This window comes from Streptomyces sp. SID1328 (genome assembly GCF_009865595.1).
Classification (GTDB): domain Bacteria; phylum Actinomycetota; class Actinomycetes; order Streptomycetales; family Streptomycetaceae; genus Streptomyces; species Streptomyces griseoluteus.
Genome location: NZ_WWKH01000627.1, coordinates 1 through 26287, shown reverse-complemented (window position 1 = coordinate 26287; position 26287 = coordinate 1). Strand labels below are relative to the sequence as shown.

General features: G+C 69.6%; 18 protein-coding genes and 1 pseudogene. 14 read left to right on the top strand and 5 right to left on the bottom strand.

All coding sequences use genetic code 11. The annotated features are described in order from the left end of the window. The 9 genes from GT030_RS20225 to GT030_RS20185 form a co-directional block, all read left to right on the top strand. Positions 1 to 105: aldehyde dehydrogenase family protein (locus GT030_RS20225; protein ID WP_161202311.1), on the top strand; the 105-nt coding region annotated here is incomplete at its 5' end. Positions 106 to 134: 29 nt separating this feature from the next. Continuing rightward, on the top strand, positions 135 to 1250 hold the full coding sequence (locus GT030_RS20220) for a Zn-dependent alcohol dehydrogenase (RefSeq protein WP_161202310.1): 1116 nt from the start codon (positions 135 to 137) through the stop codon (positions 1248 to 1250). Between the two features lie 17 nt (positions 1251 to 1267). Next, a complete protein-coding gene (locus tag GT030_RS20215) occupies positions 1268 to 2524 on the top strand; it encodes an aminotransferase class III-fold pyridoxal phosphate-dependent enzyme (protein ID WP_161202309.1) in 1257 nt (418 codons plus the stop codon). Between the two features lie 96 nt (positions 2525 to 2620). Next, positions 2621 to 4177: a long-chain fatty acid--CoA ligase gene (locus tag GT030_RS20210; RefSeq protein WP_161202308.1), complete on the top strand. Its 1557-nt coding sequence runs from the start codon at positions 2621 to 2623 to the stop codon at positions 4175 to 4177. A 42-nt stretch (positions 4178 to 4219) separates the two neighbouring features. Beyond that, positions 4220 to 5905, top strand: a complete 1686-nt coding sequence (locus GT030_RS20205) for an AMP-binding protein (RefSeq protein WP_161202307.1) — start codon at positions 4220 to 4222, stop codon at positions 5903 to 5905. Positions 5906 to 5924: 19 nt separating this feature from the next. Further along, a complete protein-coding gene (locus GT030_RS20200) occupies positions 5925 to 6041 on the top strand; it encodes an SDR family oxidoreductase (protein WP_346009695.1) in 117 nt (38 codons plus the stop codon). A 29-nt stretch (positions 6042 to 6070) separates the two neighbouring features. Then, the gene (locus GT030_RS20195) at positions 6071 to 7309 is read left to right on the top strand and encodes an acyl-CoA dehydrogenase family protein (RefSeq protein WP_161202306.1); all 1239 of its coding nucleotides are present in this window, start codon (positions 6071 to 6073) and stop codon (positions 7307 to 7309) included. Beyond that, entirely contained in the window at positions 7309 to 8436 is a 1128-nt protein-coding gene (locus GT030_RS20190; RefSeq protein WP_202460329.1) for a phosphotransferase family protein, read from the top strand. The genes GT030_RS20195 and GT030_RS20190 overlap by 1 nt, the downstream gene beginning before the upstream one ends. Positions 8437 to 8639: 203 nt before the next feature. Beyond that, entirely contained in the window at positions 8640 to 9506 is an 867-nt protein-coding gene (locus GT030_RS20185; RefSeq protein WP_161202304.1) for a phytanoyl-CoA dioxygenase family protein, read from the top strand. Between the two features lie 73 nt (positions 9507 to 9579). On the opposite strand, the gene GT030_RS20180 is transcribed toward GT030_RS20185, so the two are convergent. Beyond that, positions 9580 to 10518, bottom strand: coding sequence for a M56 family metallopeptidase (locus GT030_RS20180; RefSeq protein ID WP_161202303.1), 939 nt, complete (start codon positions 10516 to 10518; stop codon positions 9580 to 9582). A gap of 475 nt (positions 10519 to 10993) precedes the next feature. On the opposite strand from GT030_RS20180, the gene GT030_RS20175 reads away from it, so the two are divergent. Beyond that, positions 10994 to 11620, top strand: a complete 627-nt coding sequence (locus GT030_RS20175) for a TetR/AcrR family transcriptional regulator (RefSeq protein ID WP_161202302.1) — start codon at positions 10994 to 10996, stop codon at positions 11618 to 11620. A 70-nt stretch (positions 11621 to 11690) separates the two neighbouring features. On the opposite strand, the gene GT030_RS20170 is transcribed toward GT030_RS20175, so the two are convergent. Next, positions 11691 to 14912, bottom strand: a complete 3222-nt coding sequence (locus tag GT030_RS20170; RefSeq protein ID WP_161202301.1) for a cytochrome P450 — start codon at positions 14910 to 14912, stop codon at positions 11691 to 11693. A gap of 253 nt (positions 14913 to 15165) precedes the next feature. Here GT030_RS20170 and GT030_RS20165 point away from each other — a divergent pair, with 253 nt between their 5' ends. The 4 genes from GT030_RS20165 (at position 15166) to GT030_RS20150 (ending at position 20616) form a co-directional block, all read left to right on the top strand. Beyond that, positions 15166 to 16227 carry a zinc-binding dehydrogenase gene (locus GT030_RS20165; RefSeq protein WP_086691178.1) on the top strand — a complete coding sequence of 354 codons (1062 nt, stop codon included), beginning with the start codon at positions 15166 to 15168 and terminating at the stop codon, positions 16225 to 16227. Between the two features lie 160 nt (positions 16228 to 16387). Then, positions 16388 to 17770 (top strand): FAD-dependent oxidoreductase, encoded by a 1383-nt coding sequence (locus GT030_RS20160; protein WP_346009694.1) that lies wholly within the window; start codon positions 16388 to 16390, stop codon positions 17768 to 17770. 357 nt (positions 17771 to 18127) lie between these two features. Next, positions 18128 to 19198 (top strand): dihydrodipicolinate reductase, encoded by a 1071-nt coding sequence (locus GT030_RS20155; protein WP_202460328.1) that lies wholly within the window; start codon positions 18128 to 18130, stop codon positions 19196 to 19198. Beyond that, positions 19195 to 20616: an FAD-binding oxidoreductase gene (locus tag GT030_RS20150; RefSeq protein WP_346009693.1), complete on the top strand. Its 1422-nt coding sequence runs from the start codon at positions 19195 to 19197 to the stop codon at positions 20614 to 20616. The genes GT030_RS20155 and GT030_RS20150 overlap by 4 nt, the downstream gene beginning before the upstream one ends. 1290 nt (positions 20617 to 21906) lie before the next feature. Here the strand turns inward: GT030_RS20150 and GT030_RS20145 are convergent. The 3 genes and pseudogenes from GT030_RS20145 to GT030_RS20135 form a co-directional block, all read right to left on the bottom strand. Beyond that, positions 21907 to 23157, bottom strand: coding sequence for a methyltransferase (locus tag GT030_RS20145; protein ID WP_237522696.1), 1251 nt, complete (start codon positions 23155 to 23157; stop codon positions 21907 to 21909). Positions 23158 to 23518: 361 nt separating this feature from the next. Beyond that, complete coding sequence (locus tag GT030_RS20140) at positions 23519 to 25207, bottom strand: ATP-binding cassette domain-containing protein (protein ID WP_237522694.1); 1689 nt, start codon at positions 25205 to 25207, stop codon at positions 23519 to 23521. A gap of 699 nt (positions 25208 to 25906) precedes the next feature. Beyond that, positions 25907 to 26287: pseudogene (locus GT030_RS20135) on the bottom strand (ATP/GTP-binding protein); the annotation flags it as partial.

Genomic DNA, 26287 nt, shown 5'->3' with positions numbered 1-26287 from the left:
CTGCCCTTCGGCGGGGTCAAGCGGTCCGGCTTCGGCCGTGAGCTGGGCCGGGCCGGAATCGACGAGTTCGCCAACAAGAAGCTCATCCGCACCGCTCGGACCTGATCGCCACAGCGCGCGGAAGGAAACCCGCCATGACCATGGAATTCGACGCCGCTGTCTTCAGGACGCCGAACGCACCACTGACCGTCGAACGAGTGACTCTCCCCTCGACCCCTCCGCCCGGCGAGGTGCTCGTGCGGCTCAAGGCGAGCGGTGTGTGCCACAGCGACCTGCACGTGCTGGTGGGCGACTGGGAGGTGCCTTCGCCGATGATCCTCGGCCACGAAGGGTCCGGGATCGTCGAGAGTGTCGGCGACGGCGTCACGACGCTGAAGAAGGGCGACCACGTCGTACTGTCCTGGACGCCTTCATGCCGCCGCTGCCGCTACTGCATCAGCGGCAGACCGGTCCTGTGCGACATGGTCAGCCGGCACTCGGCGAACCACCTGTCGTTCGACGGCCGTACCCGCGTCACGTCCGTGGACGAGGGCGATGTCTACAGCTTCGCGGGCCTCGGTACGTTCGGCCAGTACACACTCGTACCCGAATCGGCCGCGATCGCCGTCCGGGACGACGCCCCGTTCCCGCAGTCGGCTCTGGTCGGATGCGCCGTCACGACCGGCGTCGGCGCAGCCGTCAACACCGCCGGCGTGCGGCCGAGCGACACCGTGGTGGTCCTCGGCTGCGGAGGCGTCGGGCTGAACGCGATCCAGGGGGCCCGGCTCGCCGGCGCGCGGAAGATCATCGCCGCGGACATCTCCGACGAGAAGCTCGAGCAGGCGCGCGTCTTCGGTGCGACCGACCTGATCAACAACGCCCGCGAGGATTTCGCCGACAGGGTGCGCCAACTCACCGACGGACGCGGCGTGGAGATCGCCATCGAGGCCATCGGGCTGCCCCGCACCATCGAGTCGGCCTACGAGGTCCTGGCCCGAGGCGGCACGGCGGTGGTCGCCGGGCAGGTGGCGGACGGCATGCGGATCTCCATCGACCCCTTCGTCATGTCCGATCAGGAACTGTCGCTCATCGGCTCGAACTACGGCTCCAGCAAGCCGGATTCCGACTTTCCGATGCTGATCGACCACTACATGAACAACCGCATCGACCTCGACTCCCTTGTGACGGGCTCGATCGGTCTCCAGGACATCAACGAGGCGTTCGACCAGATGAAGCGCGGCATCGGCATCCGCTCGGTGATCACGTACTGAAAGGCAGGGGCGATCTCATGGCCCTGGAATCATCCCGCTCGGCTTTCGAGCGAGCCCGCCGCAGCGTCGGCGGGGGTGTGGGGTCCGGCCTGCGCGCCGCGATGCCTCCCCATCCGCTCTTCGTGCGGGAGGCGCGGGGCGCGTACGTCTGGGACCTGGACGGCGACCGGTACGTCGACTACGTCATGGCCTGGGGCCCGCTCGTCCTCGGTCACGGTGACCCGCGCGTGGTGTCCGCCGTGACCGAGGTCGCGACGAAGATGCAGGTCGTCGGCACGGGCCACCCGCTCGAATACCTCGCGGCGGAAGCGGTCCTGGAGGCCGTGCCGCACGGCGAGCGTCTGCTGTGGAGCAACACGGGGACCGAAGCGGTGCAGGTGGCGCTGCGCCTCGCACGCGCCGCCACCGGGCGGCGCCGCGTCCTCAAGTTCGCCAAGAGCTACCACGGCTGGCACGACACCGTGTACGCCGGGATGTCCGAGGACGACTGCGACCGTCCCGCCGCCCCCGGCGGACGGGGGCAGTCGGCCAGCGTGCTGGACGACCTGGTCGTGGCGCGCTTCAACGACGTGGATCTGGCCGAGCGCCTGCTGAGCGAGTCCGCCGAGCGCGGCATCGCGGCCGTGCTCGTCGACCCGGTGATGAGCAACGCCGGCGTCGAAGCACCCGCACCGCGGTTCCTGTCGACGCTGCGAACCCTCTGCGACCGGCACGGCGTCGTCCTCGTCTTCGACGAGGTGATCGCCGGGTTCCGGATCGCACGGGGCGGGGCGGCCGAGAAGTACGGCGTGCTGCCCGACCTGTCGGTCTTCGGGAAGGCGATGGCCGGCGGTTTCACCCAGAGCGCCGTCGTCGGCCGGGCCGAGCTGGTCGACCAGGTGACGGCCGGTGTCGTTCACGCCGGAACCTTCAACGCCAACCCGATCGCACTGGCGGCCGTCGCGGCGACCATGCGCGTCCTGGCCGATCCCGCGGTCTACGAGCTGCTCGAACGGACCTCGTCCGAGTTCGAGACCCTCGTCGGCGGCGCTCTCGGTTCCGCTGCCGGCCTGGGCCGCTTCAACCGGGTCGGCTCGCTCCTCCAGTACGTCCCCGCCGGTGAGGCCACCGGGCTCCACGGGACCGGCGGGCTCTGGAGCGTGATCCTCGAAGGCATGCTGCGTCGAGGCTTCCTGTTCATGCCGTCCGGCAAGGTCTTCCTCAGTACGGCACACACCACCGCCGACATCGAGGCGACGGCCGAGGCCCTCGACCGGCTGCTGCGGAACTTGTGACGCCCGCGTCCAGCCGCGTGTAACCCCCACCCGCCCCGAGCCAGGCCGCGTGCTCCTTCTCCGCGGCCTGGCCCGGTTCCACCTCCCGGAAGAACCATGCTGAACCTCTCGGTCCTGCTCGAGGACTCCGCCCGCACGCACCCGGACCGGGACGCCGTCGTCCTCGGCACGACGCGTCTCACCTACGCCCAGGTCGAGGCCGCCGCCAACCGGGTCGCCAACCTCCTGGTCGACCGCGGCATCCGGCCCGGCGACAAGGTCGCGCTCAGTTGCCCGAACGTGCCCTACTTCCCGATCGTCTACTACGGGATTCTCAAGGCCGGCGCGGTCGTCGTACCGCTCAACATCCTGCTCAAAGGCCGGGAGGTCGCCTACCACCTCGCCGACTCGGGGGCGAAGGCGTACTTCTGCTTCGAGGGTGACGTCGGCCTGCCGATGGGCGCGGAGGGGCACGCCGGTTTCAGCGGGACACCGAGCTGCGCACACTTCTTCCTCATCACAGCCGATCCCGCGGCGGAAAGCCCGATCGAGGGTGTCGAGACCATGGGCGCCGCGCTGCGGGGAACCGCGACGGCGTTCAGCAGCATCGGGACGTCCGGGGACGACCCGGCCGTGCTCCTCTACACGAGCGGTACGACGGGACAGGCGAAGGGTGCCGAACTCAGCCATGCCAACCTGGTTCTCAACGCCCTCGCGTGCAACCGGCTGTTGGAGAACCGACCCGCCCTGGACACCCACCTGGTCGTACTGCCGCTGTTCCACTCCTTCGGCGCGACCGTGCAGATGAACGCCGGCTTCTCGGCGGCGAGCACCCTGGTGCTGCTGCCGCGGTTCGACGCCCGGCAGGCGGTGTCCCTGATGCGGCAGGAGGACATCACCTTCTTCGCGGGCGTACCCACCATGTGGTGGGGCCTGCTGCAGGTGCTCACCGACGATGTGGACGTCGAAAGGATCGCGAGGAACCTGCGCGTCGGTGTCTCCGGCGGCGCCTCGCTCCCCGCGGAGCTCATCAAGCAGGTCAGAGTACGACTGGGCGTCCAGGTCCTGGAGGGCTACGGCCTCTCCGAGACGTCGCCGGTGGTGACCTTCAGCGATCCGGCGCGAGAGCCGCGGCCCGGCTCCATCGGCGTGCCGGTCTGGGGCGTGCAGGTCAAGCTCGTCAAGCCGGACTGGTCCGAGGTCGAGGACGACGGCACCGGCAGCGCCATCGGGGAGATCGCGGTCAAGGGCCACAACGTCATGAGGGGCTACCACGGCCGCCCCGAGGCCACCGCCGAAGCCGTCAGGGACGGCTGGTTCCGCACCGGCGACCTGGCTCGCAGGGACAAGGACGGCTTCTACTACGTCGTCGACCGGGCCAAGGACCTGATCATCCGCGGCGGCTTCAACGTGTACCCGCGCGAGATCGAGGAGGTCCTGATGACACACCCGGCGATCAGCCTGGCCGCGGTCGTCGGCGTGCCGCACGAGAGCCACGGCGAGGAGATCAAGGCGTTCGTCATCCTCGACCGCGGCGCCGAGGCGCACCCCGACGAACTGATCGCCTGGGGCAAGGAGCAGATGGCCGGCTACAAGTACCCGCGCATCGTGGAGATCGTGCCGACCCTGCCGATGACGTCCACCGGAAAGATCCTCAAGCGCGAACTCGCGTGACCGGCACGGCAGGCGCACGGACATGGGTGGGAAGGACGGCAGATGACAGTGGACGAGGACCGCAGGCGGGGCACATTCCTCGACGGGTTCGGTACCGGGACGGCCCCGGCGCCCGGCTCGCTCGTGGCCGCCTGGAAGGCGCGCGTGGCGAGGAACCCGGAAGGCAAGGCGCTCAGCTTCTTCGACGGGGCCCTGTCCGCGCGGGAAGTGGACGCGGCGTCGGACGCGCTGGCCGCCGCCTTCGAGGCCCGCGGAACGGGCCGGGGCGATCGCGTCGGGGTGTACCTGCAGAACGTTCCGCAGTACGCGCTGGTGCTGTTGGCCCTGTGGAAGCTGGGGGCCACGGCTCTGGGACTCAACCCGATGTACCGGCGCCGGGAGCTCCGCCGGATCATCGAGGACTCCGGGGCGGTCGGCGTCGTCTGTGCGGACACGGACGTCCACGAGACGCTCGGGACGCTGGCGGGGAGCACGGTGCGCTGGCTGATCAGCACCTCGGCGCTGGACTACCAGTCGAGGAACGATCTGCGGGTCTTCGCGACGACGGAGCGCCACGCCCCCGCGCCGGACGGGGACCTGGTGGCCCTGATCGACGAGTTCGAGGGCCGCGGCCCCTCACCCGTGGAGCTGACCCGCGACGACGTCGCGTTCCTGACGTACACCTCGGGAACGACGGGGCCGCCGAAGGGCGCCATGAACACCCACGGCAACGTGCTGAGCGTGGTGGCGACCTGCGCGTCCTGGATGGGTGTGAGCGACGGGGACGTCGTGCTCGCCGTGGCCCCGCTGTTCCACATCACCGGCGCGGTGGTCAACGCGACGATCTCCTTGCTCACCGACACCGCTCTCGTCCTGGCGGGCCGGTTCCACCCCGAGGTCGCTCTGGAGGCGTTCGCCGAGCACGGGGTGACCTACACGATCGGCTCCATCACGGCCTACAACGCGATCTTCGAGCTGCCGCAGGCCGGTCCGCATCACTTCGCGTCGGCGAAGGCCCTCTTCTCCGGCGGCGCGCCGATCCCGCCGGCCGTCGTCGAGCGGTTCGAGGAGCGGTTCGGCGTCTACCTCCACAACGGCTACGGGATGACCGAGACGACGTCCGCCGTCATCGCGGTGCCTCCGGGGGCCAGGGCTCCCGTCCACCGGCCGAGCGGAACGCTGTCCGTCGGCAAGCCGCTGCCGCACCTCACGGCGCGCGTGGTGGACCCGCACGGCGACCCGGTGCCCACCGGGGAGCAGGGCGAACTCGAACTGAGCGGGCCGCAGGTGGTGCCCGGGTACTGGGGCAAGCCCGAAGTCACGCGTCACACCATGCCGCAGGGCCGACTCCGTACCGGTGACGTCGCCGTCATCGACGAGGAGGGCTGGGTCTACCTGGTGGACCGGCTCAAGGACCAGATCAACGTGTCCGGGTACAAGGTCTGGCCACGCGAGGTCGAGGACGCACTCTACGAGCACCCGTCGGTGCTGGAGGCGGCGGTCATCGGGCAGCCGGACGCGTACCGCGGAGAGACCGTCGTCGCCTACGTCTCGCTCAAGGCGGGTCGGAACGCGACGGCAGAGGAACTGATCGCGTTCTCACGCGACCGGTTGGCCGCCTACAAGTGCCCCCGCACGGTCCATTTCATCGCCGACCTGCCCAAGACACAGAGCGGCAAGATCCGGCGCGCCGAACTACGCGGCCTCGACGGCCCTGGGCCCAATTCTCCTCAGAGGACTGATCGATGAGCGAGAAGCGCGTCTGGGCGTGCCGTCGGACATCGCGTCCGCCGTGGCGTACCTGGCTTCGGAGGACTCCTCCCGGGTCACCGGCCACGTCCTCACCGCCGACGGCGGCCTCCCCGTCGCCGGCGGCACCGCGTGACGACCGCGCCCATCCGACAAAGGACAGCCATGACTTTCCCTCATCTACCACCGGACATCGCGGAACTGCGTGCGCGCACGCGCCGGTTCATCCGCGACGTCGTCGTCGACGCGGAGCCGGCGCCGGGCGGACGCCTCGACCAGGCCACCCGTGACCGGCTGCGGGTGGCGGCGCGGGAGGCCGGCGTCTTCGCGCCGCTCGTGCCGACGGAGTACGGCGGACAGGGACTGCCCATCGAGCACTGGTCACCGATCCTGCAGGAGGCCGGTTACTCGCCGATCGGTCCCGTCGCGCTCAACTGCATGGCCCCCGACGAGGGAAACATGCACATGCTCAACCTGATCGCGACCGAGGAGCAGAAGAAGCGCTGTCTCGCTCCTCTGGCGGCCGGGGACGTCCGGTCGTGCTTCGGCATGACCGAGCCCCACCCCGGAGCGGGGTCCGACCCGGCGGCGCTGCGGACCACGGCCGTGCGCACCGACGGCGGCTGGATCATCGACGGCCACAAGCGCTTCACCAGCGGGGCCGTCGGTGCCGCGTTCTGCATCGTCATGGCGCGGACCCCGGCCGTCCACGGCTCCCCGGAGGGGGCCACCATGTTCCTCGTCGACATGACGAACCCGGGGATCCGGGTCGGCGAGGCGATCCACACCGTGGACCGCTCCATCGACGGCGGTCACCCGCACCTGTACTTCGAGAACTGCTTCGTCCCCGACGACGCGGTTCTCGGCGAGGTCGGACTCGGATTCCGCTACGCGCAGGTACGGCTCGGCCCCGCACGTCTCACGCACTGCATGCGGTGGCTGGGGCTGGCACGGCGGGCGCACGACATCGCCCTCGACCGGACCGGGAAGAGGGAGCTGTTCGGCGGTCCGATCGACTCGCTCGGCCTGGCTCAGCACCTGCTCGCCGAGTCCGTGATCGACATCGAGACGTCCGACGCGATCATCACCAAGACCGCGGCGCTGCTGCAGAGCGACCCGAAGGCGGGCTCGGCGATGTCCTCGGTCGCGAAGGTGCACTGCTCGGAGGCGATCTTCCGGGTGGTCGACCGGGCCATCCAGATCTGCGGCGGAGACGGGGTCTCCGACGGACTGCCGCTGGCGCAGTACCTGAACGAGGTCCGCCCGTTCCGCATCTACGACGGCTCCAACGAGACCCACCGCTGGGCCATCGCCCGCCGGGCCTCGGCCGGCCGGCGCGCGGCGGTCCAGGCCGGGGAGCATTTCCGGGGCGATGCCGTCGTGAGCCGGGACGGAGGCACGTGATGCACACCGTCCCCGACGGGGTGGAAGTCGTCGCGAGCCTGGACCGGGCCCGTCATCTCGACAGCCCTCCGCTCCTGGTCCTGGACGCGGTGACCGGCTTCCTCGACCGACACGGCATCGGCAGCGGCCCGCTCGCGTGGCAGCGCATCGGCGACGGCCAGTCCAACGTCACGTACCTGATCGAGCGTGGTGGCGAGTGCGTCGTCCTTCGTCGCGGACCGCGACCGCCGCTGCCGAGGTCGACGCACGACATGGTGCGCGAAGCCCGCGTCCAGAAGGCCCTCGGCGAGCACGGGGTACCGGTACCGGAGATCCTCGCCGTCTGCGAGGACGAGTCGCTTCTCGGTGTGCCGTTCTATCTCATGTCCCGGCTCGACGGCACGGTCATCACCGACACCATCCCGTCGCATCTCTCCTCCGCCGAGCAGCGCCGGGCCACCAGCGAAGCGGTCGTCGACGCCCTCGTCGCGCTGCACGGCATCGACGTGACCCGGGGGGAGCTCGCTTCTCTGGGCCGGCCCGAGGGGTATCTCCGGCGCCAGGTCGACAGGTTCAGCGGGTTGTGGGAGGTCAGCGCCACACGCAGCCTGCCCGCGGTGGAGCGCATCGGGGACTGGCTCGGCCGCAACCTGCCGGCGAGCCAGGCGGCCTCGGTGGTGCACGGTGACTACCGCATGGGCAACCTCATGTTCGTTCCCGAGGCACCGGCCAGGGTGCTCGCGATCCTGGACTGGGAGATGGCCACGCTCGGTGATCCGCTGGCGGACCTGGGGTACCTCACCGCCACGTGGTCCGAGGCGGGCAGCCCTCCGACCCCGCTCGAGCTCACCCGGGTGACCCGGTCGCCCGGCTATCTCACCCGGCGCCGGCTGGCAGAGCGCTACCAGTCCCGCACGGGCCTCGACCTGACCCCGCTGCCCTGGTATCAGACCCTCGCCCTCTGGAAGGCGGCGATCTTCTGCGAGGCCATCTACACCCGCTGGCAGCGCGGTGAGCGCCCCGACGACACGTCCTTCGGACCGTCGCTCGAAACGGGTGTCCCCCGACTGCTGGAGCGGGCCGGGCGATACGCCGACCTGAACCACGCGCGTGAGGGGGACCGTTACCAGCACCACCGACGTCGGTGAGCGGCTGTTGACCCGCTCGGGACGGTCCCATGCCAAGCCGCTCCGGCTGGAACCGGGAGTCGAGTGCCCACACCGGCCTCGCCCCGACGCGGCGGACCCCGGCCGGAGCAACCAGGAAGCGCACCGTGACGACCGGACGCAGGATGCCGGCGGTTGATCAAAGCCCGGTCAGCCGCCGTTCGGATTCAAGGAGAGGAATGCGCATGACGACTCAGAAGCAGCCCCAGACCCTGTCGTCGGTGGCGACTGACACGCCGACCGACGAAATTCTCGAACTCCTGGCCCGTGATGGCGGGCTGATCGTCAAGAACTTCCTGACGCAGGAGCAGCGGAACCGCTTCGACGCCGAGATCGATCCGCCGCTGCGGGCACTCCGCCCGGGTTCGACCCACGAGAACGAAATGGTGGCCGCGTTCCACGGCAGCAACACCAAGCGGCTCACCAACCTGGTCACGCACAGCCCCACGTTCCGCAACGAGATCCTGGAGCACCACCTGGTCCACGAGATCTGTGACCGGATCTTCCTCCCCGAGTCGGGCACGTACTGGATGACCACCACCCAGGTGATCGAGATAGGCCCCCACAGCCAGGCGCAGATGCTGCACCGGGACCTGGAGAACTGGTTCCCCTTCATCGGGATAGGGCCCAGCGGCCCGGAAGTCACCCTCAACTTCCTGATCGCCCTGACCGACTTCACGGAGGCGAACGGCGCCACGCGGGTCATCCCGGGCAGCAACCACTGGAGTGACTTCGAGGACCGGGGGACTCCCGAGCAGACGATCCCCGCGATCATGAACGCCGGCGACGCCCTTCTGTTCAGCGGCAAGACCGCGCACGGAGGGGGCGCGAACCAGACCGACGACGAGTACCGACGGGCTGTGGCCTTCGCCCTCAATCCGGGCTTCCTCACCGGCGAGGAGGCGTACCCCTTCCTGGTCGACATGGAAGTGGCCAGGACGCTCTCGCCGCGTGTTCAGCGCCTGCTCGGCTTCCGCTCCCAGTACCCGACGGGCTCTCCCGGACTGTGGCAGGTCGACTACGCCGACCTGGGTGATTACCTCGGTCTCTGAGGAAGCGGCCCGACCGGTTCACACGCCTGCCCGTTCCCTGTGAGCGGAACGTCCCGCAGGAATCGTCAAGCGGTCAGTCGAACGCGCCGATTCCCGGTCCGAAGGCAATGAGCAGCGGCAGTAGTGGCGCCAGGGCCGCCGTGACGGCGATGCGGGTGCGTTGGGGCGGCCGGAGCGTCGAAGGGGGCGTCAGAAGACGGTGCACCCTGTCCTTGAGCAGGCGGCGGCTGGATGCGCAGGAGAACACCCCGCGATGCTGGTTCAGCTCGATGAGGGCCAGCGCGGTGGTGACATGCCCGCACTTTTGGGCCGCCGTGTCGTCGGCGGCCAGCTCCACCAGCCGATGGGTCTGTTCGCAGAAATGGGTGAACAGAGGCACCTTGGGGAAGCCGCGCGCCAGGGCGGCGGACAGATGGAGTAGCCAGTCGTGGCGGGCCCGGGCGTGGCCGCGCTCATGCGCAAGGACGGCTTCCAGCTGGCGATCGGTCAGCCGGCGCAGGGCCCCTGTGGTGACGACGAGCTGGGACGGGCTCCCGGGCATCGACCAGGCGTCCGGGTACTCCTCTTCCAGAATCAGCAGAGGGCCGCGGGCCGCTGGAAGGCCGGCGGGAAACTCGGGCGCTCGCTCACGCAGTCGGGCGCGGGCCGCGCCGTGGGCCCGGCGAGCCACCCTGAGCTGCCCGACCAGCACGGCCACCGTCCACACGGCTCCCGCCCCCAGGAGCAAGGTGAGGACCGTGGCCAGGAGAGAAGCGGAGGACAGGTGGTAGGCGGCCACGACGCCGGGCGGCGCGGAGCCGAAGAGGTGGTCGCGGACGGTACGGAAGACCGCAGCGATGCCCAGTACCAGCGCGGTCAGGCAGCTCAGCAGGGCGGTGGCGACCAGGCACTGCCACACCCACAGGCCGAGCACCGGGCTCCGCCCCGGCCACGTCGACCGGTTCAACGCTCGGGCGAACGGCACGGCGGTCGCCACGCCGAGGGCGCAGAGCAGGAACTGGCAACTGGTCATGCGGGGGCTCCGAAGACTGGTGGGCTCAGGCGGCCTGCGGGGGCCACCGGTTCCAGGGAGTGCACGTGTCCGACGTCCATGCTTCGTGGCGTGCTCCGGGCCCCGCAGCAGAGGACCGGCGCGCTGACCCTCCTGGCGGGGCCCAGCGCCAAGCGTTTCGCGCCGAGATGAAGGTGTTCGGCCGCACGGTTCAAGAGGGTGCTGCCGCGACTTTGATCGTCACAGGGGCCGTCGCTCGGCAGGCCGTACGGCACGAGTCGAACTCAAATCATATTCTAGTTCAGACGTAACCGCCAAGGCCCTCGGACGACATCCAGCGACGGGGTACCGAGGGCCGGTTGAGGGCAACCGGGCGAACGAAAACGGCTCGGGCCACGAGGGTGAGGCGAGTTCGACCAGGGCGTTCGCTCAGCCACCGGCAGAGTCTTGGATCGAGCCGACTTGATCGACCGACTGAGTCGATATACTGGGCAGTATGGCTCATATTTCCGCGGCAGAGCGCCGCCCTCAATTGATCAAGGCGGCCATCGACCTCATGACCCGTGAGGGCGTGGCCGCGGGTAGCACTCGCGCCATCGCCGCGGAGCTCGGGGTCGCACAGGCCACCGTCCACTACACCTTCGGCACGAAGGAGGATCTCTACCGGGCGGTGATGGATCAGATCACCGACGAGCTGGTCGCGCAGGTACAGCGGGCGGCGCCGGAGGACGCGAGCTTCGAGAAGACCTTCAGCGCCTTGGCCGGTGCCTTGTGGGGCACCATGCGCGAGCCCACATCGCGCCACCAGCTGCTCAGCGAACTGACCATGTTCGCGCTGCGTGTGCCCGGCCTCAACGAGGCCCGCCAGAGCCACTACCAGCGGGTCATCGAGGTGACCGCACAGGTGATCGCCGAGACGGCGGACAGGACGGGACAGAAACTGGCCGTGTCCCCGGAAACGGTCGCCCGGTTCTTCCTCTCCGGCTTCGACGGCCTCACCATGCAGGTCCTCTCGTGCGTACCGGACGAGGCCACGGAGCGGACGAGCCTCGCCGCGCTCGTCGCCGCGACCGTGGCGCTGGCCATGGGAAGCCTCGACATCCCAGAGGTGCCGTCGGGCTGACACGGCATCAACACGGTCGGGGGCGCACCTGGCAGGTGCGCCCCCGATCGTCTCCGCCTGCTGGTGAGACTCAGCCGGCCCAGACGTCTTCGACGTAGCGCCCGGCCTGGACCAGCTCCGCGAGCCATGCCACGGCCTGCTCATCGCTCGCGCCGGTCCGGTCCCGGTACATCGCCATGAACGCTTCCCGTACGGCCGGTGCCATACGACGGCCGTCGCCGCAGATGTAGACGCGTCCGCCGGCCTCGAGAACCGACCACACCTCCTCGCTCTCGCGGGCGATGCGCTCCTGGACGAAGCGAGCGCCGTTCTCGGGAGCGTGCATGAAGGTGGGGCGCATGCTGACGGCGCCGGCCGCCTCGGCCGCCTCGAACTCCTCCCGGTGCAGGAAGTCCACGTCGGGGTGGTCGCAGCCGAAGTAGCAGAGCAGGGTGCCGGTCGAGCCGGCGTGATGGCGATCGAGGACCGCACCTCGGAAGGGCGCGAGGCCGGTGCCCGCGCTGATCAGGATCACCGGTACGGAGGTGTCCTCGGGGAGGCGGAAGGACTCGCTGCACGGCAGGATCCGGGCCTGGATCACATCACCCGCGTTCACCGTCTGCAGGAAGTGTGAGGCGATGCCGCGGAAGACGCCCTCCCCCGACCGGTGGGGCGCGGCGAGCAGCGACACCATCAGGTCGGCCTCGCCGGGCCGGGCGGCAGCGGACGACGAGATCGAGTAGTGCCGGGGGCGCAGCACCGGCAGCAGCTCCAGGAAGCGCTCGAAGGACAGTTCGCACGCACGGTAGCGCTCCAGGAGGTCCAGGACGCTGAGCCCTGCGACGGTCACCTGTTCCCGGAAGGTCTCGGGATGGGCGGTGGCGAAGGCGGTGAGCGGCTGCTTCTCAGGGGGGCAGGCCGTGTGCTCGGCGAGCACCGCGACCTGTTCCTGCGTGGCCGGGTCCTGCAGCTCGACGAAGTCGGTGAGCAGGCGGCGCAGGGTCAGCGGCCGGTCGACGGGCAGGGCGCCCCGGCTCCGGCGGCGGGCGCGCAGCCGGACGGTGCGGTCCAGGTCGAGGCCGAAGCGGTCGGCGACCCGCTGGACGAGGGCCTCGGGGTTGCTGGGCAGGACGGCCAGGTGGTCAGCGGTTCGGTAGCTGACGCCCTCGGGCAGACGGAGCCGCAGGAAGCGCTTGGAGCGCCCCAGTTCGTGGTCGGTGTCGACGAGTTCGTGCGCCTCGAGGACCTCCATCGGCTGGACGCCGTGGCGGTCGGCCAGACCACCGAGGACCGACTCCGAGGTGTCCTCCAGCTCGTACAGCCCTTCCGCTTCTGCTTCCGCCTCAGGCGCGGGGCCCGCCGCCTCGCCGGCGATCGCGTCGCCGTACTCGTCCAGAAGGGTTGTCCACAGGTCCGCCGTCCACTGGTCGACCGCGCCGGCGAAGTCGCCGGCGGCGTCGGCGGCGCCGCGCTCCAGAAGCGGGACGGCGCCGGCCGCGGACAGGCGCTCGTCGATCAGGGTGGGGATGCGCTGGTAGGTCGCCGCCCAGTTGCGGTCTCCGACACCGAGGACGGCGTACCGCAGGCCGGTGAGCGAGCCGGGGGCGAGGTTCTCCAGAGCGGCGACGAACTCGGCCGCGTCATCGGTGGGGCGACCGTTGTAGGAGGCGGCGACGATGACGACGGGGCCCTCGGTGCCGGGCAGCCTTCCCGTGTACTCGTTGAGGGAGGCGACGGACGGGGTGAAGCCGTGCTCCTCGCCTTCACCGCCGAGATCGCGGGCGATGCCGACGCAGGTGCCGAGGTTGGATCCGTGCAGCAGGGTCAGCGCGGTGCCGCTCGCGCGGCGCGTCACGGTGGCGGTCCCGCCCGCCACAGGATCCGCCACCGTGATGGCGGGCAGGCGCCGTTCGTCGCCGGTACGGCGGGCGAGCCGGAGGCTGAAACCGTCGGGCTTGATGGTCAGCGTCGACTTGATCTTCAGCTGGTAGTCGGTGTGGTCGATCAGGCGGTACCGGTGCACCAGCAGGCCCAGCAGCAAGGTGGCCTCGTGCAGCGCGAACTGGCGGCCGATGCAGGCCCGCTCGCCGTTGCCGAACGGCTTGAAGGCGTGGACCGAGCGGGCCGCCTCCCGCTCGGGGGTGAAGCGCTCGGGATCGAAGAGCTCGACGTTCTCCCCCCAGGCGGGGTCGCGGTGGAGGGCCGAGGTGATCACCATCAGCGACTCGCCCTTGCGTACGGGGTACTTGTCGCCGATGACGGTGTCCTGGATCGGCTCGACGGCGAACGCGGGAGCCGTCGGCCACAGCCGCAGGCTCTCGTTGAGTATCTGGCGGATGTAGGTGAGTTTGCCGATGTCGCCGTACCCGGGGTCCGGGGCGTCGGTGTCACCCCACAGGGCGTCCACCTCGGCCTGGGCCCGGGCGAGCACCTCCGGGTGCTTGGTCAGGTAGTACAGCGCGAAGGAGAGCGCACTGCTGGTGGTCTCATGGCCGGCGATCAGGAAGGTGATCACCTGGTGGCGGATGTTGACATCGTCCAGCAGCTCACCGGTGGCGGGGTCCTCGGTGTGCAGCATCAGCCCCATCAGGTCGTCCGTGCTGGTGTCGCCGGAGGCGCGGCGCTCCCTGATCACGTCGTCGACGAGCTTTGTCATCAGGTCGACGTCGTTGCGGAACTGTTCGACCTTCTTCCTCTTGAACAGCTCGGAGCCCGGGATGGACTCGCCCTTCTCCTGGGCGAAGACGAGAGCCCGGGCCATCGCGTCGACGAACGGGTGCAGGTCGTTGCGCCGGAAGGACTCGAAGTCGTAGCCGAAGCCGCACAGCCCGATCGTGTCGAAGGTCAGCCGGGTCATCTCGTCGGGAACGTCCACCGACTGCACCCCGGCCAGCCGGTCCCACTTGCCGATCAGTGAGCGGGCGACCCGGAGCATGGGCGCGTGGTAGCTGCGCATCGCGCCGAGCGAGAACGCGGGCATCAGGATGTCGTGGGCCTTGCGCCAGTTCGGTTCGTGGTTGTAGGCGGTGAAGAGACCGTCCCCGGCCAGGGCCCGGACCTCGACCAGGTCGGCGTGGACATGCTTGCGGAAGCGGGTCTCGTCCGACAGTTCGGTCACGAGGTCAAGGCCGCCGATCATGACGGTCTCCCTCCCGAAGACCCTCAGCCGGTACACGGGCCCGAACTCCCTGAACTCCTTCACCAGGTAGGCCAGGAAGTCCGCGCCCGCGGGGAGGTTGAACGCGTGGCCTACGAGGGGCAGCGGGGGGCGCTCGGGGATCGCCCGCGCCGCACCTACGGACACCTGAGTCATGAGCGTGCCTTTCGTTTCACTCCAGCGGTCACCCACCAACTTACACATGACTTTGTCGACCGAACATGTCGTACGACTGTATTGAGAGACACAGTCGACGAAGGGAACCTGACACCCCGGTCGAACGTCCACCGAACGCAGCTTGACAGGCGACCTCGTCAGCAGACACGGTTAATCGACATGGTCAGTCGACCAGGTCGTGCGCCCTCAGCTCCATGCGCGCGCTTCTCACCGAGCAGATCGAGGTATCCGCATGAACACCATGCTGGCCGGGCGGCTCCGCCTGGACACCCTTGCCTTCGCCGTCGAAGAGGTGCCGATCCCGGTGCCCGGCCCGGGTGAAGTCCTCGTCGAAGTACGGGCCGCCGGCGTCTGCCTGTCCGACATCCATCTGATCGACGGCAGCCTGAGCCCCTTCTACCCTGTGGACACCGTCAAGGAGTCCGGTGTCATCACCCCTGGCCACGAGGTGGCCGGCGTCGTCCACACCGTCGGCCCCGGCGTCAAGGGCGACTGGACTCCCGGTTCGCGCGTCGTACTGCAGGCCGGGCAGGCGTGCGGTGACTGCGCCGACTGCCTGCGCCACATGCTCTGCCGCCAGCCCCTCACCCGGGGAGTGGACTACGACGGGGGCTGGGCGCAGTACGCCCTCGCCCGGGAGGACACCCTGCTCCCCATCCCGGACCACCTGCCGTTCGACCAGGCCGCGATCATCCCTGACGCCGTCTCCACCCCGTACGCCGCGATCGTGGACACCGGCGCGGTCCGACCCGCGCAGGCAGTCGGCATCTGGGGGGCCGGAGGTCTCGGCGCCCACGGCATCCGCCTCGCCCGCCTGGCCGGCGCCGCCCCCGTCATCGCCGTCGACCCGCTGCCCTCCGCCCGCGAGCGCGCCCTCCTGTTCGGAGCCGACCACGCGCTGGACCCCATGGCCGGCGACTTCGCCGAAGCGGTGCGCGAGGCCACGGCAGGCCGGGGCATCGACGTCGCCTTCGACTTCGCCGGCGTCGGGGCGGCCCGCGCCCAGGCCGCCACCGTCCTCGGCCCGAACGGCGTCCTGGTGCTCGCCGGTCTCACCCCGGAGCCGGTCACCGTCGCCGACAGCATCGACTTCTGCTTCAACGTCCGGCAGATCCGCGGGCACTACGGCTCCGAGCCCGAGCACGTGGAACAGCTCGTCGGACTGGCGGCCGCCGGACGGATCGACCTCGGCCCCTCCGTCAGCGCCCACGTCCCGCTGGCGGAAGCCGCGGACGCCGTCGCCCGGCTGGAGAAGAAGATCGGGGACCCGATCCGTCTCGTGCTCATCCCCTGAGCACGAAGGGAGGTGGCCGGCTCACGCCGCACCACGCGGACGACGCCTGTCTCGATCGCGGTCGAGCGGTGGGGAAGCGTAAGCACGCCGTTTCCCCGCAACGTACGGAAACACCGAAAAAAGCTTTCAAGCGAAGGCGAAAACCGTGAAGGAGAACACCGTGAAAAAGGAAATCAAGGGCGGCTCCGAGGTCGCGTCGGTCGATGTCGTGGTCGTCGGTGCGGGCTTCGCCGGCTTGAGTGCCGCAGAGCGGCTCGTGGACATGGGCGTATCCGTCCTGGTCCTCGAAGGCCGGGACCGGGTCGGCGGCCGTTCGTTCTCCGGTGAGGTGGCCGGGGTCAAGGTCGACCTCGGGGCGACGTGGGTCGCCGAGCGCCACACCGCGGTCCTCGACCTCGCCAAGCGGCTGGGGTGCTCCACGACCGGCCAGTTCCACGAAGGTGTCAATGTCCTGTGGATGGCCGGGCAGCGCCGCACCTGGACGGGCACCATGCCGACGGTCGACCCCGTGGACCTGGAGGATCTGGGCCGCGTCCAGGTGGCGATGGACGAGCTCCTGGCGACCATCGACGTCGACGCCGCCTGGAAGTCCCCCGGCGCCGAGGAGCTCGACTCGATCTCGTTCGGCGAGTGGCTGGACCAGCAGCAGGCGGCGACCAGCACCCGCGCACTCATGACCATCGCCAGCAAGGTGCAGTGGGGCTGCAACCCGGGAGAGGTCTCGCTGCTGCACGTACTGCGCTACATCCAGGCCGTCGGGGGGCTCGACCACATGCTCGCCGTCGAAGGAGGGCAGCAGCAGGACCGCATCACCGAAACCACTCAGGAGATCGCCAACCGGCTCGCCGAGAAGCTCGGCGACAGGGTCGTTCTGGACACCCGTGTCCGCCAGATCTCCCAGGACGACGACGGCGTCACGGTCCACACCGACTCGGCGGTCATCAGCGCCAAGTACGTCATCGTCACCGCGGCCCCCGAGCACCGTTCCTACATCGAGTTCCTCCCGGCCCTGCCGGAAAAGACCCAGGGGCTCACGAGGACCTGGCCCATGGGCAAGCTGAGCAAGGCGTTCGTCGCCTACGACAAGCCCTTCTGGCGGGCCGAGGGCCTTTCGGGCGAGGCACTGCTGGACACCGGGACGGCGTTCATCACCTTCGACGTGTCGCCGGACAACGGACCGGGCATCCTGATGGTCTTCTGCGCCCCCCGCGTGTACGACGGCTTCAGCCCGGAAACCCGACGCAGCCGCGTCGTCCAGCAGATGGTCGACCTGTACGGTCCCCAGGCGAGCACCCCCATCGACTACGTGGACCACTGCTGGGGCGCGGAGCCGTTCGCCCCAGGTGGCCCCCACCCCGCTGTGGGTCCCTACGCATCCGTGAGCTACGGCAGCGCCCTCACCGAGCCTCACGGGCGTATCCACTGGTCTGGCACCGAAACCGCCGGCGAGTGGGTCGGAACCCTGAACGGTGCCGTCCTGACAGGTCTGCGCACCGCCGAGCAGGTCGCCCAGCGGCTCGGCGTCGAAGGAGCCTCGGCGTAAGCCCCGCAGGCTCCTCGGTGGCCCCGTCTGTTGACGGCCGCCCTGTGACGCACCTCGGATGCGCCGGCATCCGGGGTGCGTCACTCGACCCATGGCGCCCGCCAGTCAGACCGGGGAAGGCCGCCACGTGTCGGCGCGGTTCATGACAGCCCTGCGAACAGCCGACTACCTGAAAGCGCAAGGTCGCTACCGCCCGGTGCACCGTGCACCGTACCCAGCGGGAAACAGGTGCTCAGTGTCGTTCTCACCGCGGCCGTGGCTGGCCACAGTGAGGTACGAGGTCACCGCCGCAGGTGAGGTTCAGTAACCGAGCACCGTGTCGTGGGCGTGCCGACCGGGGCGCCCAGGAGAGTGACTTTGAGTAAGCAGGCTGTCGTTGTGGGCCTCGGTGCCACTGGCCGGGCCATTGCTTCTTCCTTGCTGCAACGCGCGGACGTGGAAATCGTCGGAGCAGTGGACCAGGACCCCCGTGTGGCCGGTCAGGACCTCGGAAATGCGCTCGGTGGCGCCACGAACGGTGTCGTCGTCGTGAGCGACCCGGCCGACCTGCCCGCCGCCGATCTCGCGATCGTGGCGACCGTCTCGAATCTGCACAGGGTGGCCGACGTCCTGCTGCCGTTGCTGGAGCGTTCGTACAACGTCCTGAGCATCTGCGAAGAGCTGGCCTATCCATGGCAGAGCCATCCCGGCCTGGCCCGACGGCTCGACGACATGGCGAAGGCGCATGGTGTGACTGTCCTGGGCAGCGGGGCGAACCCAGGCATCCTGATGGACACCCTTCCTCTCCTGCTGACCGCACTGACCCAGCGTGTGGAGAGCGTGCGCATCCGCCGACGGACGAACATGTCACGCTACGGCGCGATCCTGTCGAAGTTCGGCCTTGGTCTGACCATGCGCGAGTTCACGACGGCTCGCAGCCGGGGCGAAGTCGTCGGGCACTACGGCTTCGAGCAGGCCATCGGGGCGCTCGCGGCAGGGCTCGGATGGGACCTCGACTCGGTGGACGTGGGAGAGATCGAACCCGCTGTGGTGACGACTTCGCCGCGCGTCGGGGACCACATGTGTATCGAACCGGGGCAGATCGCGGCTGTCACTCATGCCGCCCAGGGCGTGCTCAAGGGCGAAGTGGTGATCGACCTGGAAATCATGTTCGGTTTCTTCGAGCCGGCCGATGAGGTGGCCGCGGGCGACGACTATCGGATCGTCGGCGAGGAGCAGGTCGTCGACCTCCGTTCTTCTGTGGGCTTCGATTCCTTCCTCAGCACGATCGCAGCGGCGGTCAATGCCTGCACCGCCGTCGTCGAGGCGCGTCCCGGTCTCCTGTCGATGGGAGACCTCCCGGCCCGCTCGGTCGCGGCCAAGGGTGAGCGGCGAGCAGCCCGGCCCTCGCTCGGGACCAGCATGCGGCGCATGCCCCGCATGCCGTGACGCGGAGCACGAAGCAGCACAAGCACCCCTACCTGGAACGAAATGAGGACAGCATGAGGACCGACGGCACGAAATACATCAACTTCACCGGCTGGATCGACCGGCCGGACGACGTGCAGCCCGCGCTGGACGGCGACCTCACCTGTGACATCGCCGTCATCGGCGGCGGCATGGGCGGCATGGCGGCTGCGCTGCGCCTCGCGGAGCGCGACCAGGACGTGGTCCTGCTGGAGGCGGAGTTCTGCGGCTACGGCTCAGCCTCGCGCAACGGCGGTCAGATCGCCGGAGCGCCGGGTGGCGACCTGCGGATGCTCAGCCTCCAGTCCCCGAAGAAAATGCCCGTCATGGTCAAGCTGGCGGAACACGCGGGCCACTACGTGGAAGACCTCATCAAGACGCACGACATCGACTGCGACTACGTGGCGAACGGCCTGGTGTGGGGTGCTGTCTCACCCCTCATGATGCTCAGGGTGCGCACTCAGGCGGCGATCCTGCGCGCCTTCGGTGGGCGCGGGACTGTCGGCAGCAGAGAGGAACTCGGCATCCCTGCCGGCTTCGTGGGCGGTATGCGGGAATCCATCGGCGGGATGCTGAACCCGGGCAAGCTCGCTCGTGGTGTGCGTCGCGCGTTGCTCGCCTCCTCGGCCAAGGTTTTCGAGCAGTCGCGGGTGAGCGATGTCCGGCGGACAGGCCGCACCGTCGAACTCACGACACCGCATGGCACCGTGCGGGCCAACAAGGTGGTGCTCGCGACCAACGTCTACGGCGGCGAGTGGGACATCACGCCCAAGAACCTCGCGACACCGCTGTACGTCATCGAGATCGAGTCGGAACCCATCGCACCGGAGCGGCTCGCCGAGCTGGGCTGGACCAGCCGGTCCGGCATCATCACCCAGCACCAGTTGATGACCCACTACCGGCTCACCGAGCGCAACACCATCGTCTGCGGGGTCCGCCAGGCGCAGCGAGGCCCGGCCTTCCCGCTCTCGGATCGGGTCCCGGACCCCGTCGTCGTGCAGGACATGGGGAAGGATCTGGCCAATCGGTTCCCGTCGCTGTCCGACGTGGCCATCGAGCGGGCCTGGGGCGGTTGGATCGGCATCAGCCCGGACTGGCTGTCGATCGCCGGGCAGGTGGGTGACAACGTCTTCTACTCGATGGCCTGCAACGGCCACGGCCTCTGTCAGGTGCCGTACGTGGCCCATCAGCTCGCCGACTACATCGTCGACGGTGAGATGCCGGACGACCTCGCCGGCATATGGTCGGACGCCTCGAAGTACCCGCCGTCGATGTCGCTGCTGCTGCGGCCGCTCGTCCTCCGAGCCGTCTGGGGACTGGACCGGTTCAACGACTTCTTCAACGGCAGCAAGACGCTGGCCCGGCGGGCGCTCCGTCGTCGCAGGCGCGGGGACTCCTGAGGGTTTGGGTTGTGCCTGATCTGTGACATCACTCCCGACCAGCCGGTACGACGGCACGGTCAGGTGGGCGTCGAGCCGCGCCAGCACTTCGGTGGTCGGGCGTGCCGTGGAGAGCATCTGCTGGGTGATGCCCTTGAGCTGGACGTCCCGCGCGGTCACGGAAACGTCGGCTGGCGGCCGCATCAGCTCCTCGAACCGGCCGGCCTCCACCAACCAGTCGCCTACGGGGCGCAGGGCCAGCACCGCGACCTCGATCGGCTCGGCAGGCCGGTCCGCCGGGGTGAGGCCTTCGAAATCGACCACCAAGAACGTCGTGGCGGCGAAGCGGCGATCGTTCACCAGCGCGTTCACAGTGCCACCTCCTGCTGGAGCGCCCCGGCATCCGAGCGGGTGCCACAGTAGGAGACACAGACCTCTCGGGTGCGGTTTTCGATGTCTGGCACCGGATGCTTCCTTCTGTTCACGGGGGTCATGGCCGCAGGGCGTAGCAGCGCAGGACGTCGAGGTCGGCGGTCCGTCGCAGGACCAGCCGGTCGTCAGCAGCTCGGCGTCCAAGGAGGAGATCCCGAGACTCCGGAGGGCCGGGTTGGTGGTCGTGCGGCGGCCGGCGATCTCGGTGACGCCCCAGAAAGACTCCACCGGGCGCGAGGATGTGCCGAATCCGGTCGAGGAAGGCCGGCTTGCCGTCGATCCACCGGTAGACCAGGCGGCAGGTGATGAGGGCATAAGCCAGTTGCGCAAGAACGTTGAGGTCGACGGTGGTGATGTCCAGGCACTGCCAGGCCGGCCCCGGGCCGGGTCCGGGGTTGATGTCGGGGGCGGCGGCGAGTGCGACCGCGCTGGGGGAGCAGTCGATACCGGCGCCTGGTAGCCGAGCTCGTGGTGGAGGTGGCGGGCCGGGGCGCCGCTGCCGATGTCGAGGGCGGGGCGGCCCTTGCCGGGGGCCAGGTGCTCGGCCATCAGCTGTTTTTCGGCCGTGCACACCTGCCGGTAGCGGCGGCCGCCTGCCCAGAGCGGCTCCCAGTACGCGGCGGGCAGGGAGCGGCTGTCCCGGCCCGGTGCTGGTGGTGCGGTGCTCATCGTGCCGCCTCCTCGGCGTGCGTGAGAGGACCGCACTTACGGCCCCTTCTCCCCTCGGGGACGGCCATCAAGTGCACGTTTACCGGCACCGTGGGCCGCTCGCCGTCGCTCACTGGGCACATCTCGGCCGACGAGCGAGCAGGTGGACGGCTTCGTCGGGGAGGCCGGGGCGGTGCCGCCTGTAGGCGTCCGCCGTGGAGTGGAACAGGCTCACAGGGCTTTCTCCGAGGGGTGCTCGGACGGGCAGGGGGCGATTAGTTGGTGGGGCACCGGCGCGAGCGGAGGCAGGACCCACTTCAGGGCGCGCAGGCCGGTGCCGGAGGTGACGTGCTGCGGCCCGCCGCCTTCCGGCATGGTCACCCGGTACCTGTCGGGCCGTTCGGCCAGGACCCAGCGGGCGTGCACGTCCTCGAGCTCGGCCCACACGTCACGGGGCCCGTGGACACGGACGGTGCCCTTGGCGGGGCAGGCGACTGCCCAGGAGTCCTCGTCGGGGGCGGCGATCGTCATCGTCTCTGCCTGGAAGTCGCGGACGAGCCCGGGCGCCAGGTAGGCGGCCGCGAGCCAGAAGCCGTACGCGTCGTCCGGCGGCGGCGCGAGCCGGGTCGGGCGCGGTACGCCGGGGTCGGCCGTGATCCGAGGCCGCATTGTCACGGCGTTGATCCACCGGTAGCCGAGCATGGGCCGGTATCCGCGCGGCCGCCCTTGCAGCACTGCCTCGATCTCGCTGGCCCCGGTCCGGGTGGCCAGGAGCTGTCCGGGCCAGCTCGGGGTGCGGGTGGTGAGCGTCGTCAGCAGCCGACCACCCGGCGCGAGTTGTTCCACCCACGCAGGCGGGACGCAGGGCACGCCGATGCCGGAGTGAATCCGATCGAACATTCCTCCCGCCGGGTGCCCGTGGAGAGCGTCGCCCTCCACGACCGTGGCGCCCAGACCGAGCCGGTCGAGGTTGTGCTGAGCGAAGGCGACCATGCGGCCGTCCCGTTCGACGCCGAAGGCGAGGCGGGGGCCGGTGACGGCGGCGGCGAGCGCGAGAGAGACCCCCGGCCCCGGGCCGAGCTCCAGGTACCGCTGCCCAGGCGCCAGTTGCAGCGTCTGAAGGGCCTCGACGGTGGCCTGGCCGTAGGTCGACATCGACGTCATGTGCCCGCCGGTTACCGGCCCGCGTAGAAGGGCGTCGAGCTGCTCCCCGTCGCGCTGCAGCAGGACCGAATCACCGCTGTGGATCAGGTCGAGCCATTCGGCCCGGTCGTCCGGGTACGCGCCGTCGAGCAGGCGCCACTCGATCGGCTCGACGCCCGGATCGCTCACCCGTACGTACGCGTGGGGAAGGAGCACCTCCCTCGGCACCGACAGAAGCGCCTCGCGCAGCCGGACGTCAGTCAGCACGCCCTCGGCCTCGAGACGCTCCACCATCGCGACGCGGCGGGCACCTGTCATGGGGGACAGGTCAGCAGACATGACGGTCCTCTTCCTGACGCGGTCGACAGCATGCCGCCGGCGCAGCGGGCATGAGGTCAGGCACGGGCCCGCAACGCCTGCAGCAGGCGTCCCCGCGCGGCGCGTGAAGGGGCACACCCCAGCTCGCTGCAGGAGCGGCCGGCCCTGATGCCCTCGATCGCGGCACGGGTGCAGGGGACGATCGGCTCCGGCGGGTCCTTCCGTCCCACCAAGGCCCCAGCCGATGTCGTCGGCGGCGAATCGTCGGCGGGGAAGCCGTTCGCGCACATGGGGCAGTTGGTGCCCAGGCGGTGGCTGGCGGAGTTCTTCGGCCAGACGCCGGCCGGCTCGGGCGCGGGACGGGGGTGTGCCTGTGCGGGCATCACGGCGTCTCCCCGGCCTCGGCGCGGTAGCCGGCGGCCTGGAGAGTGAACATGGCGGCGTACTCGCCGCAGAGATCCATCAGCTCCTGGTGGGTTCCGTTCTCGATGATGCGGCCGCCGTCGAAGACGAAGATGCGGTCGCAGGCGACGACGCTTGCCAGGCGGTGGGAGATGAGCACCGTGATCTGATCAGGGCGCGGGTTGTCCCGCAGGACCGCCTCGTACACGGCGTGCTCGGCCCGGGGGTCCATGCTGGCGGTGGGTTCGTCCAGCAGCAGGACGGGAGCGTTCTTGTACAGGCCGCGGGCGACGGCGACCTTCGCCCACTGGCCGGCGGACAGTTCCTGACCTCCGCGGAACCGCTTGGACAACAGCGCCTCCCACCGGCCGGGCAGTCCGGCGATGACCTGCTCGGCGCCGGAGGCCCGCGCAGCGTCCAACGCCCGCTGGGGGTCGGCCTCGGTGAGGGTGCCCCGGGAGACCGTCAGGTTGGCCAGAGCACTGAACGGGAACCGCACCGGATCCTGGAGCACGCAGCCCACCCGAGCCTGCAACGACTCGGCGTCCATGTCCAGCACGTTCACGCCGTTCCAACTGACGGTGCCCCCGTCCTGGGGCTCGTACAACCCGGCGAGGAGCCGTGCGCAGGTGGACTTGCCGGAGCCGTTGACGCCGACGAACGCCACCGTCTGACCGGCATGTAGCGTCAAGGAGATGCCGTTGAGCGCCGGGGTGTCCTTGCCCGGGTAGCTGAAGGACACGTCCTCCAGAGAGATTGTCTTCACCGTCTCGGGGGCGGGCAGCCCGCTGCGGCGCGGCTGGAGGGTGCGGCAGCGTTCCTGGAATGCGAGAAGGTCGTCCACCCACATGGCGTGCTCGTAAACCAGGTGGGAAGCATCAACGAGCCGGGTCAGCGAGGATTGGGCGGCCTGGATGGCGAGGACCGCGCCCGCGCCCGCGGCCAGGGGCAGCCAGCCCGCGATCAGCATGGCGCCAAGCGCCGTGTAGGTGATGCCAGTGCCGATCCCGCCGACGGCCCGGCCTGCCAGGGTCAACCCAGCCGAGCTCACGCCCAGGCGGGTGTCCTCCTCGGCGATCCAGCTCGTCAGCCGGTAGTGCTCGTCCAACAGCGCGCCCTGGGTGGTGTCCGAGCGGAGCTCAGCGGCGGCGTCCCTCTCCAGTAACAGCCAGGAGAAGACCCGCACTCTGCGCTGCAGGGTGTTCCACCGCTTGAAGGAGTGGAAGCGTGCCCTGGCGCTGCGAACGGCCGCCGCGCCGACCGGCAGCACCGACAGCAGAAGCAGGGGCAACAAGGCCGGGTGGAGGACGCCCAGGACACCGGCGGTGCCCACGAGTCCGAGCAATGCGGCGGCCAGGGAGACCACCTGGCCGACAATCTGCCTGGCGTAGAACAAACCTCGGTCGTTGGCCCGATATGCCTCGTCGTGCCAGTCCGCGTCGTCGACTACCTCCAGCCGCACATGAGCGGTCAGGGTGAGGAACTCGCACTCCAGCGCCGTGCGGATCCTCGGTGTCACCCGGGCCTGCGAGACAGCTACGCCCGCCTCAAAGAGAGCCCGGACGGCCATGGAGCCGACCACGACGAGGATTTGGGGGATGGCCGCCCGCACCCGGTCTGGGGTTGGCCCCTCGGCGAACAGCTCCCGCAGTACGGCTACGGAGGCCATGAGCCCGAACGCAGTCATCGCGGCTGACGCCAGCTGCAAGACCACGACTGAGATGGTCGCGGTTCGGTCTACGGTCCACGCCAGCTGACCGATCTGGCGCACGATGCGCGGCAGCCGAGTGAGGATCTGCCCCACTGTGGCCTTTGACGCGGCGCCGTCGTACACGGACCATTACGCCTCCTCCAAGCCGTCGGCGATGTCACCGTCCTGCGGACCGCCCGATAAGGCGGCGGGCGGCAGCGGAAGCTCCGCGCCGCGCGGGGCAGGGACCACGCTCTGCCGGATGGCGTCTGCATTACCGCCGTCGTTCATGCCCCCCACCTCGTCTCCGGTCGTGCTGCGCTGCGAAGGACATCAACCCGGCATTGAGGCTGTGTCAGGTGCGTTACGCCAGGTTGGAGATGTGCGAATGCAGCGGGGGGACTCATGAGGGCGGGCCCTAGATGCACGGGATCCTCTCTTCCAGTGGTCGTGACGCTCGGAGGGGGGTTTGTTGGTGTGTCGCGGGCTTGCTGGTCTGGGGTGTTGGGGGTTCGTTGAGAGAGGCCGGGTGCACGGTTCCAGCGCAGTTCGGGGTGTGAGCTGGGGTTGTGTCGTGTGCGCTGAGTGGGACCGGGTTCGTTGTGGGTTTCGCCAGCGTGTAAAGGCTCGTTTGGTGTTTGTGCTGGTCAGGCTGTTTTGCCTGTTCGGTGGGTGGGGTTAGCGCCGTCGTGTGGGGCGGTGGTGGGTTTCGGCGAGGTGGTCGAGTCGTACGGCTTCGAGTGATTGCTTGGTGATGCGTTCGGTGCCGTCGCAGATGGCGGTGATGGCGGCTTGGCGGATAAGTCTGGTGAGGGATCCGATGCGGCCGGCGGTGCGCTGGTGGAGGTAGGGGGCGTGGCGGGGGAGGGTGCCGGGTTTGTGTTGTTCGAGGTCGAGGGCGTTTTCGATGTCGGTGATGACGTCGCGGAAGGGTTGGCGGGTGCCGTGTCGGGCGGGGAGGGGGCCGCAGGTGATGAGGGTGGCGCGTCCGGCGAGTTGGGCGCCGCGGGTGCCGCTGAACAGGGGTGTGTCGGTGACGTTGATGCCGGCGTAGACGAA

Excerpts from the sequence above, each read along its gene's own strand:
- GT030_RS20220 (WP_161202310.1), top strand. The coding sequence starts at position 135 with ATGACCATGGAATTCGACGCCGCTGTCTTCAGGACGCCGAACGCACCA.
- GT030_RS20215 (WP_161202309.1), top strand. The coding sequence starts at position 1,268 with ATGGCCCTGGAATCATCCCGCTCGGCTTTCGAGCGAGCCCGCCGCAGC.
- GT030_RS20210 (WP_161202308.1), top strand. The coding sequence starts at position 2,621 with ATGCTGAACCTCTCGGTCCTGCTCGAGGACTCCGCCCGCACGCACCCG.
- GT030_RS20205 (WP_161202307.1), top strand. The coding sequence starts at position 4,220 with ATGACAGTGGACGAGGACCGCAGGCGGGGCACATTCCTCGACGGGTTC.
- GT030_RS20195 (WP_161202306.1), top strand. The coding sequence starts at position 6,071 with ATGACTTTCCCTCATCTACCACCGGACATCGCGGAACTGCGTGCGCGC.
- GT030_RS20190 (WP_202460329.1), top strand. The coding sequence starts at position 7,309 with ATGCACACCGTCCCCGACGGGGTGGAAGTCGTCGCGAGCCTGGACCGG.
- GT030_RS20185 (WP_161202304.1), top strand. The coding sequence starts at position 8,640 with ATGACGACTCAGAAGCAGCCCCAGACCCTGTCGTCGGTGGCGACTGAC.
- GT030_RS20180 (WP_161202303.1), bottom strand. The coding sequence starts at position 10,518 with ATGACCAGTTGCCAGTTCCTGCTCTGCGCCCTCGGCGTGGCGACCGCC.
- GT030_RS20175 (WP_161202302.1), top strand. The coding sequence starts at position 10,994 with ATGGCTCATATTTCCGCGGCAGAGCGCCGCCCTCAATTGATCAAGGCG.
- GT030_RS20170 (WP_161202301.1), bottom strand. The coding sequence starts at position 14,912 with ATGACTCAGGTGTCCGTAGGTGCGGCGCGGGCGATCCCCGAGCGCCCC.
- GT030_RS20165 (WP_086691178.1), top strand. The coding sequence starts at position 15,166 with ATGAACACCATGCTGGCCGGGCGGCTCCGCCTGGACACCCTTGCCTTC.
- GT030_RS20145 (WP_237522696.1), bottom strand. The coding sequence starts at position 23,157 with ATGTCTGCTGACCTGTCCCCCATGACAGGTGCCCGCCGCGTCGCGATG.
- GT030_RS20140 (WP_237522694.1), bottom strand. The coding sequence starts at position 25,207 with ATGGCCTCCGTAGCCGTACTGCGGGAGCTGTTCGCCGAGGGGCCAACC.